The organism is Protofrankia coriariae, assembly GCF_001017755.1.
In the GTDB taxonomy this organism is placed as follows: domain Bacteria; phylum Actinomycetota; class Actinomycetes; order Frankiales; family Frankiaceae; genus Protofrankia; species Protofrankia coriariae.
The window spans coordinates 141,095-150,413 of record NZ_JWIO01000014.1; the positions used below are offsets into that span (position 1 = coordinate 141,095).

The window sequence follows — 9,319 nt, forward strand, 5'->3', positions numbered from 1 at the left end:
GCTGGCCCGCCGGCCGCGCGGTGCCCAGCTCCCCCGGCCGTCCGGGGGGCGAAAGCAACGCAGTCATGGTTTTCGCCGCGCCGGGGGTCGCTACCGGGTGGCCGACGGAGCGGCTGCCAGTTGGGAGGACTTGCGCGTCGAGATGACCTCGTCGATCAGCCCGTACTCCTTGGCCTCGGCCGCGCTGAGTATCTTGTCCCGCTCGATGTCCCGGCGGATCTCCTCCTCGCTGCGGCCGGTGTGCTGGGCGTATATCCGCTCCAGCAGCGCACGCATCCGCAGGATCTCCCGAGCCTGGATCTCCAGGTCACTGGACTGGCCCTCGCCCTGCCCGGACGGCTGGTGCAGCAGGATGCGGCTGTTCTCCAGCCCGAAACGCTTGCCCGGGGTGCCGGCGGCGAGCAGCACCGAGGCGGCCGATGCCGCCTGCCCCATGCAGATCGTCTGGATGTCGGGCCGGACGAACTGCATGGTGTCGTAGATCGCCGTCAGCGCGGTGAAGGAACCGCCCGGCGAATTGATATAGATCGAGATGTCGCGGTCCGGGTCCTCGGACTCCAGGAACAGCAGCTGCGCCATCACGTCGTTGGCGGACGTGTCGTCGATCTGCACACCCAGGAAGATGATGCGCTCGCGCAGGAGCTTCTCGTAGGGATCGAGAGCGATCTCGCCCCGGCTGGTCCGCTCGATGACGCGCGGCAGGACGTATCGGCTGACGGGTTGACGGCTGGTGTCGCCCTGACCGGTGATCGTCTGGTTCATGTCCGGGTGCCTCCCCGACGGCTTGTGATGATCGGTGGCAGATTCGACGGTGCGGGCTGAGCGTCCCGCGTGTTCTTCGAGCCGGTCCGGTGGGTGGTGGCCTGGTGGATGTCGATCGATCCGCGCGGTCGACGTCCACCAGGACGGCCCAGCTCGACCGGGGCTAGCTGACCGCGCTCTCGCTGGGCACCTGGCGGGCCTGCGATACCACATGGTCGACGAATCCGTAGTCCTTGGCCTCCGCGGCCGTGAACCAACGGTCGCGGTCGGAGTCCCGCTCGATCTGCTCGACGGGCTGGCCGGTGTGGAACGCGATCCGCTCCTGCATCATCCGCTTGGTGTAGAGCATCTGCTCGGCCTGGATCGCGATGTCGGACGCGGTGCCTCCGATACCACCGGAGGGCTGGTGCATCATGATCCTTGTGTGCGGCAGCGAGTAGCGCTTGCCCGCCGTGCCCGCGCACAGGAGGAACTGGCCCATCGACGCGGCAAGGCCAAGAGCCACCGTCACGATGTCGTTCTCGACATACTGCATGACGTCGTAGATCGCCATGCCCGCGCTGACCGAGCCGCCGGGGGAATTGATGTACAGGGAGATGTCCCGATTCGGATCCTCGGCGCTGAGCAGCAGGAGCTGGCCGATGATCGTGTTGGCGATCTGGTCCTCGACCACCGAGCCCAGGAAAATGATCCGTTCGCGCAGCAGGCGGTTGAAGACCTGCTCCTCGAAACCGGCCCCGTTCGACCCCGGCGAGCGAAGCTGCGGGACTGCCAGGCTCGGGGCTGCGATATCACTCACGGTTAGCTCCTCGGCTTCCTCGCGCTGGCGGCGGTTGATCTGACCGGCTCGACACTATCTGTGACTCGCGTCGGTTCCGGGAGTTCACGCTCGATGTTCGCGCTGGGCGTGAGGGCCGGCCAGTCCGAAATCTGATCAATTCGGACATCGAGGTATCATACAGACGCCGGACGGACGGCCGGCCAAGGCCCCGGGGGCCGGCTACCAGTCGGGCGCTACCAGCCGGGCGGGGCCAGGTACCGGTCGGGCGGACGAGGCACCGGGTCAACCCCCGGACGGTCCTCGTCCACCCGGCGACGGCCAGTCAGGTGGTGCCGGGACGCTCAGACGCCGGGTGTGGGGCCGACCTGGGTGCCACCGGCCACCTCGTCGTCGTCATCGTCATCGCGGGCATCGCCGTCGGCATCGTCGACATCGGCGTCGTAGGCGCTGCCGGCATCGGCGTCGGCGGCATCGGCGTCGGCGTCGGCGGCATCGACCGCCGGCTCCGGCCGGCGGGGCAGGTCCAGCTCCACCGCGTTGCCCTCGGCGTCAACGACCTTCACCTGCTCCAGCAGGAAGGTGAGAGCCTTGCCGCGCAGGGTGTCCGCCATGATCGAGGCAAGCCCCTCGCCCTGGGAGATCTGCTGGGCGAAGACCTCCGGGCTCAGGCCCGCGCGTTGCGCCCGGCCGATGATCTGCTCCATCAGCTCGCCCTGCTCGACGCCGATCTGTTCGATATTGATCACCGCGTCCAGGATGAACTGGGAGCGCAACGCTCGCGCGGCCAGCCGCCGCAGCTCGTCGAGGTACTCCTGCTCGCTCTGGCCGAGCGACTCCAGGTAGGCGGCCCGCTCGAGGCCGAGGCGCTCAAGCTCGTGGGAGAGGCGGTGCTCGCGGGCCTCGACCTCGCTGTCGAGGACCGCCTCCGGCACCGGCACGTCGAGCCGCTCGATCAGATCGTCAAGGATGCGCTCCCGGGCCTGGTTGAGCTGGTTGAGCCGGGCTCCCTGGCCGAGGCTCGCCCGGACGTCCTCGAGCAGCTCCGCCAGCGAGTCGAACTCGCTGGCGGTGGTCGCGAAGTCGTCGTCGAGCTCGGGCAGCTCACGCTCCTTGACGCCGCGGACGGTCGCCGTGACCTCGGCCGACTTCCCGGCGTGCTCCCCGGCCAACAGCTCGGTCTGGAACGTCCGGCTCTCGCCCTCGGAGGCACCGGTGATCGCCTCGTCGAGGCCCTCGACGAGATCGCCGCTGCCGACCTCGTACGACAGGCCAGCGGCGTCGGCGCCCTCGACGGTCTCCCCGTCGACGGTCGCGGTCAGGTCGAGCGAGATGAAGTCACCGGCCTGGACCGGCCGCTCCACCGGCCCGAGGACGGCGAACCGCTCCCGCAGCGTCGTCAGATGGGCCTGGACCTGCTCCTCGGTGACCTCGGCAGCGTCGACGGTGATCTCAACGGTGCCGTACTCCGGCAGGGCGATCTCCGGGCGGACGTCCACCTCGGCGGTGAACACCAGCGGGGCGCCGTCGGCGAACGAGCTGATGTCGACCTCGGGCTGCGAGAGGACGTCGACCTCCTCCTGGCGCACCGCGTCGGTGTAGAACCGGGGCAGTGCGCTGTGGATGGCCTCCTCCAGGATCGTCCCCCGGCCGAGGCGCTGGTCGAGGATGCGCGGCGGCACCTTGCCCGGCCGGAAGCCGGAAACCCGGACGTCCCGCGCGAGTTTGCGGTAGGCGGCGTCGACAGAGGGCTTGAGCTCGTCGAAGGGCACCTCGACGGTCAGCTTGACCCGGGTGGGACTAAGGGTTTCCTTGGTGGCCTTCACGGCGCGGCTAACTCCTGATGCGGCGGTGGATCGGATGGACGCGCCGAGATTACCGGTCGGGGCGGGGAGACTCGAACTCCCGATCTCCTGCACCCAAAGCAGGCGCGCTAGCCACTACGCTACGCCCCGTGGCGTTGCTCCTCCATCCTACGGGGTAGAGTCTCTGGAACGTCCCGCGGGTGTAGCTCAATGGCAGAGCCCCAGCCTTCCAAGCTGGCCATGCCGGTTCGATCCCGGTCACCCGCTCGTGCGCGCCGCCCCTGGTCAGGGCCACACCCCGGCCAGGGCGGCGATCTTTGTAGTACGGCGATCCTTGTCGTGTCGTCGGCCCGCGCGGTGTCCGGCCCGGTTCATCGGGCACGATCGGATGCACCATGACGCTCGCCGACCACCTGCCCCCGCATCCCGACCCCGACAGCATCTTCGACGCGTTCACGGAGTGGACGCAGAAGCAGGGGCTCACCCTGTACCCCGCCCAGGCCGAGGCCCTCATCGAGGTGGTGACCGGATCCAACGTCATCGTGGCCACCCCGACCGGGTCCGGCAAGAGCCTGGTGGCCATCGGCGCGCACTTCGCCGCGATGGCCCACGGCCGGCGCAGCTTCTACACCGCGCCCATCAAGGCGCTGGTGTCGGAGAAGTTCTTCGCCCTGTGCGCCACGTTCGGCCCGGGCAACGTGGGGATGATGACCGGGGACGCCGGCGTCAACGAGACCGCCCCCGTCATCTGCTGCACCGCCGAGATCCTGGCCAACATCGCCCTGCGGGACGCGGCCGCCGCCGGCGTGGGGCAGGTCGTGATGGACGAGTTCCACTTCTACGCCGACCCGGACCGCGGCTGGGCGTGGCAGGTGCCGCTGCTCGAGCTCGCGGACACGCAGTTCGTCCTCATGTCGGCGACCCTCGGGGACGTCCGCCGGTTCGAGGAGGACCTGACCCGCCGGACCGGCCGGCCCACCGCCGTCGTCCGCTCCGCCCAGCGTCCGGTGCCACTGTTCCACCACTACGTGACCACCGCGCTGCACGAGACGCTCGAGGAGCTGCTGAGCACCCACCAGGCGCCGGTCTACGTCGTCCACTTCACCCAGGCGTCGGCGCTGGAACGCGCCCAGTCGCTGATGAGCATCAACGTGTGCAGCCGGACGGAGAAGGACGCCATCGCCAGGACGATCGGCGGGTTCCGGTTCGCCGCCGGGTTCGGCCGGACGCTGTCCCGCCTGGTCCGCCACGGCATCGGCGTCCACCATGCCGGCATGCTGCCGAAGTACCGCCGGCTGGTGGAGCAGCTCGCCCAGGAAGGACTCCTGAAGATCATCTGCGGCACCGACACCCTGGGCGTGGGGATCAACGTGCCGATCCGCACGGTCGTGTTCACCGCGCTGTCCAAGTACGACGGGACGCGGACCCGCCACCTCAGCGCCCGGGAGTTCCACCAGATCGCCGGGCGGGCCGGTCGCGCCGGCTACGACACCGTCGGCACGGTCGTCGTGCAGGCGCCCGAGCACGTCGTGGAGAACGAACGCGCCCTGGCCAAGGCAGGGGACGACCCGCGCAAGCGACGGCGGGTCGTCCGCAGGAAGCCCCCGGAGGGATTCGTCTCCTGGGGCCCGGCAACCTTCGAGCGGCTGGTGGCCGCCGAGCCCGAGNCTGGTGGCCGCCGAGCCCGAGCCTCTGACGTCGAGCTTCGCTGTCAGCCACGCCATGCTCCTCAACGTGATCAATCGGCCGGGCGACGCCTTCGCCAGCATGCGCCGGCTGCTCACCGACAACCACGAGAGCCCGCCCGCCCAGCGCCGGCACATCCGCCGGGCCATCGCCATCTACCGGGCGCTGCTCGCCGCCGGCGTGGTGGAGAGACTCGCCGTGCCGGACGAGACCGGACGCACCGTCCGGCTCACCGTCGACCTGCAGCTCGGCTTCGCCCTCAACCAGCCGCTGTCTCCCTTCGCTCTGGCCGCCCTGGAGCTGCTCGACCGCGACGCGCCCGACTACGCGCTGGACGTGGTGTCGGTCGTCGAAGCCACCCTGGACAACCCCCGCCAGGTCCTGTCCGCCCAGCAGTTCAGAGCGCGCGGCGAGGCCGTCGCCCAGATGAAGGCGGACGGCATCGAGTACGAGCAGCGCCTCGAGCTGCTGGACGCCGTCACCTATCCCAAACCGCTCGAGGACCTGCTCGGCACCGCGCTCGAGACGTACCGGCGCGGCCACCCGTGGGTCGCCGACCACGAGCTCGCGCCCAAGTCGGTGGTGCGGGACATGTACGAGCGGGCCATGACCTTCGCCGAGTACATCGGGTTCTACGGCCTGGCCCGCTGCGAGGGGCTGCTCCTGCGCTACCTGTCCGACGCCTACAGGGCCCTGCGGCAGACCGTCCCCGAGGAGGCCCGGACCGAGGAGCTGACCGACCTCACCGAATGGCTGGGGGAACTGGTCCGCCAGATCGACTCAAGCCTGCTGGACGAGTGGGAGCGGCTGCGCAGCCCCACCCCGGACGGGCCGCCCGTGCGCGTCGACGCCCCGCCCCCGGCGGTCACCGCCAACGCCCGCGCGTTCCGGGTGCTCGTCCGCAACGCGCTGTTCCGCCGGGTGGAGCTGGCCGCGCTGCGGCGCTACGAAGACCTCGGCGCGCTCGACGCGGACGCGGGCTGGGACGCCGACCGGTGGGCGGGGGCGCTGCGGCCGTACTTCGACCTCCACGACGAGATCGGCACCGGCCCCGACGCCCGCGGCCCCGGACTTCTGATCATCAACACCGAACCGGGCCGCTGGACGCTGCGGCAGATATTCGCCGACCCGGCCGGCGACCACGACTGGGGCATCAGCGCCGAGGTCGACCTCGCCGCCTCCGACGACGCCGGCACCGCCGTCCTGCGCGTCACCGCCGTCGACCAGCTCTGACGCCCCGGCCGCGCCGCCGCCCTGCCCGGGAGGCCCTCCGAATCCCCTGACGCTCTCCTGACGCTCCCGGAGCGCGCAAGAAAGACGATCACGATAGTGAGGGAACAAGTGGCTGCCACAGCAACCACTTACGTACTCACTCCGGCAAGGGGGAACGGGGGACGGGCGGACGCGCCCAGTGGGTCGGGTGCGGCTGTTCGGGCGTGCTCGTGACCGGAGATGTGATCATGTGGAGTCATGTGACGCGGCGTCACGCAGCATGGCCCGCACCCGCATGAGGGCGAAGCCGAGCAGGTTGCGTCCGGGCCAGGCCGAGGGCCGGTGGGCGCGGTTGTCGTCGGCGGCCAGGCCGATGCCCCACACCCGGTCCAGCGGACTCGCCTCGACCAGGATCCGGTCCCCCGTGCCGAACAGGTAGTTGCGCAGCGACGGATGCTGGGAGAACTTCGCCGCGTTGCCCTGGACCACGATGTCGAAGCAGTGCTCGTTCCACACCGTCTCGTCGAAACCGCGGACCTGCCGCCCGTGCTTCTTCGCGGCGGCGGGGTCGGAGGTGGCGAGCACCCCCCGCGCGGCAACAAGGTCGCCGAATAACCGGGCCTTGCGTTCCATCATGAAGTGCTCGGCTGTGGGGTAACGCACCCCGTTCACGGTGAATGCGGACAGCCACCACTGGCTCAGGCATCCCGTACCGACGCTGCGGCCACCACCGCGCGGTGACCGGTGACCCCAGAAGAACAGAAGATCCAGTTCCTGCCCGGCCTGCTCCAGCAGGACCAGGTCCTCGACTTGGGACGCGTTCTGCGGTGTGGTTGGTCTCTCCGGTGTGGTTGGCGTGGTCGGTATGGTCACGGCCCTGATGGTCGCACGAGCAGCCCGGCCCTCAACAGCGCTTCAACAGCATTCGTCCGAGCGCGAACCAACCCGAACCGAACCACCGCGGGCATCAATGACCGTGGGCATCCGGCGCGAAGACGGCAAAACCGGCCAGCAGCCGGCCGCCACAAGTGCCGTGACTACCGCAGGTACTTGCTGATCACCTCAGGTGTCGGCTGCTGTGAGCACCGGTCACCCTGAGCACTTGTTGTCGATCCAGTCGGCTAGCTGCCCCCGAAGCTCGAGATCCCCGGGGTTGTGTGACACCTGGTCGGCGAGCTGCCGGACGTTCCCGTCCGGCGCGAGATCGCGGACCGTCAGGGCGACCAGCCGGGCCACGTCCACGCTCGCGCGCACGTCCGCCGCCCGGGCCTCGATCTGCGAGCAGAGCGCGTCGGTGCCGGCCTGTCTGGTCTCCTCGGACACCGCGCCGCAGCCGGCCAGGCCGACGGTCATCGCCACGACGGCGGCCGTGCCGGCCAGCCGGCCGNGCCGTGCCGGCCAGCCGGCCGACCAGCCGGGTACGCCCGGGAACCCGGGTTCGGCCGAACACCGGGGCTCGACCGGACGCCTGAACCTGGCCGGGAGGCTGGGCGTGGTCGGAAGCCGTAGTGGGCATGGTCCGGTCTTCCTCCTGGCGTTCGGCAGGCCGCCAGCTCCTGGCGCTGTCGCAGGCGATGTCCCGGCCGATCGTAGCGATCGCCTGGCGGCCGGCCGCCGGCAGCGGCCACCAGCCCACGGCCAACAGCCCACGCACCGGTCCGTGGGCACCGGGCGCCGCCGGCCCGTGGCCATCGGTTCGCGGGTACCACTGTCGTCAGGGGCAGCGTCGACGGACTAACGTCGGATGGTGTGCGGGTGGCAACCTGGAACATCAACTCGGCGAAGGCGCGGCAGGCCCGTCTGATCGAATGGCTGGACCGGGTCCAGCCGGACGTCGTGTGCCTCCAGGAGACCAAGCTCTCCGACGCGGCCTTCCTCGAGCTCTTCGATGAGGATCTCTTCCGGCGCGGTTACCGTGTCGCCCACCACGGTGACGGACGGTGGAACGGCGTCGCGATCTTCTCACGGGCCGGGCTCGACGACGTCGAGGCCGGGCTCGCGGACGGCCCGGGCTTCCCCGCGCCCGAACCGCGGGCGCTCGCCGCGACCTGCGGCGGCATCCGGATCTGGTCGCTGTACGTGCCGAACGGGCGCGCGGTCGACGATCCGCACTACGCGTACAAGCTCACCTGGCTCGCCGCGCTGCGCGCGTCCGTCGAGAAGGCCCTCACGACCGCTCCGGTGATCGCCTGCGGCGACTTCAACATCGCTCCGACCGATGCCGACCTCTGGGATCCCGCCGCCTTCGCCGGTGCCACGCACGTCACCGACGCCGAGCGGCGGGCGCTGCGTGAGCTGACCGACCTCGGCCTGGTCGACGTCATGCGCAGACGCTGGCCGGACGAGCAGGTCTTCACCTACTGGGACTACCGGGCGCTGATGTTCCCGAAGAACATGGGCATGCGCATCGATCTCCTCCTCACCAGCGACAACCTGGTCGACCGGGTACGCGCGGTGTGGGTCGACCGGCAGGCCCGCAAGGGCACGGGCACCTCCGACCACGCGCCGGTGATCGTCGACCTTGACGAGGCACCGGACGGCGACATCGGCCCGATGGTCCCGCCCCCGTCCCCACCGCGGGCGGCCAGCACCCGGCGCCGCGCACCGGGAGGCCCGGGACGGACGGGGGCGGGACGAACCGCGCCAGGCCGCCACCGCGCCGGCCCCGACACCGCTGGCCCAGGTGTCACGAAGCCGGACGTCACCAGCCCGGATGCCGCGGATACGGGCACCCTGGAGGCGGGCGGCACGGATACCCGAGCGAACTGACCGCCGTGCCGGGGCACGGCGGTCAGTTCGCGGTGCGGCCGGTGGCAGTTCAGCGGTGGCAGTTCAGCGGTGGCCGCCCGGCGGCGCCGCGGAGCGTTCCGACACCACCGGGCGGCAGGCCGCCGCCGCGGTCGACTACCCGCGGTCAGCGGCCCGGCATCCGCTCAGGACTCGACTGCCGGCGTGTGCCCAGGCTCGTCCGAGTGGCTCTCCGAACTGTCAGCCGACCCGGCGCCCGGCAGCGCCGAGGATGTGCCCGGGTTGACCGGGATGCGCGTCCCGTAGGCGGGCGCGAGCGCGCCCGCGA

7 protein-coding genes, 2 tRNA genes and 1 pseudogene (1 of these 10 only partly in view) are annotated in these 9,319 nt (G+C 70.6%); 3 read left to right on the forward strand and 7 right to left on the reverse strand.

The window, feature by feature from the left end; translation table 11 throughout:
- Window positions 1-90: 90 nt before the first annotated feature.
- From FrCorBMG51_RS10645 to FrCorBMG51_RS10660, 4 genes are all read right to left on the reverse strand, one after another.
- Entirely contained in the window at window positions 91-762 is a 672-nt protein-coding gene (locus FrCorBMG51_RS10645) for an ATP-dependent Clp protease proteolytic subunit (RefSeq protein ID WP_047222886.1), read from the reverse strand.
- Window positions 763-925: 163 nt separating this feature from the next.
- Entirely contained in the window at window positions 926-1,561 is a 636-nt protein-coding gene (locus FrCorBMG51_RS10650) for an ATP-dependent Clp protease proteolytic subunit (RefSeq protein ID WP_047222887.1), read from the reverse strand.
- 323 nt (window positions 1,562-1,884) lie between these two features.
- A complete protein-coding gene (gene tig / locus FrCorBMG51_RS10655; protein ID WP_047222888.1) occupies window positions 1,885-3,366 on the reverse strand; it encodes a trigger factor in 1,482 nt (493 codons plus the stop codon).
- Window positions 3,367-3,422: 56 nt separating this feature from the next.
- A tRNA-Pro gene (locus FrCorBMG51_RS10660) sits at window positions 3,423-3,495 on the reverse strand.
- Window positions 3,496-3,541: 46 nt separating this feature from the next.
- Between FrCorBMG51_RS10660 and FrCorBMG51_RS10665 the strand changes: the two genes are divergently transcribed.
- Window positions 3,542-3,612: transfer RNA gene (locus FrCorBMG51_RS10665), tRNA-Gly, on the forward strand.
- Window positions 3,613-3,740: 128 nt separating this feature from the next.
- Window positions 3,741-6,264 (forward strand): annotated as a pseudogene (locus FrCorBMG51_RS10670) (DEAD/DEAH box helicase).
- Window positions 6,265-6,489: 225 nt separating this feature from the next.
- Here the strand turns inward: FrCorBMG51_RS10670 and FrCorBMG51_RS10675 are convergent.
- Window positions 6,490-7,116, reverse strand: a complete 627-nt coding sequence (locus tag FrCorBMG51_RS10675) for an NADAR family protein (protein ID WP_086055376.1) — start codon at window positions 7,114-7,116, stop codon at window positions 6,490-6,492.
- A gap of 216 nt (window positions 7,117-7,332) precedes the next feature.
- On the reverse strand, window positions 7,333-7,602 hold the full coding sequence (locus FrCorBMG51_RS10680) for a hypothetical protein (RefSeq protein WP_157180454.1): 270 nt from the start codon (window positions 7,600-7,602) through the stop codon (window positions 7,333-7,335).
- 390 nt (window positions 7,603-7,992) lie between these two features.
- On the opposite strand from FrCorBMG51_RS10680, the gene FrCorBMG51_RS10685 reads away from it, so the two are divergent.
- A complete protein-coding gene (locus FrCorBMG51_RS10685) occupies window positions 7,993-9,012 on the forward strand; it encodes an exodeoxyribonuclease III (RefSeq protein WP_086055377.1) in 1,020 nt (339 codons plus the stop codon).
- A 145-nt stretch (window positions 9,013-9,157) separates the two neighbouring features.
- Here the strand turns inward: FrCorBMG51_RS10685 and FrCorBMG51_RS10690 are convergent, their stop codons facing one another.
- A protein-coding gene (locus FrCorBMG51_RS10690; protein ID WP_086055378.1) for an Hsp20/alpha crystallin family protein crosses the window boundary here: on the reverse strand, window positions 9,158-9,319 show its end. Its footprint extends 426 nt past the window's final position; 162 of the gene's 588 nt are visible here — the last part of the coding sequence; the start codon falls outside the window, past its right edge; the stop codon is at window positions 9,158-9,160.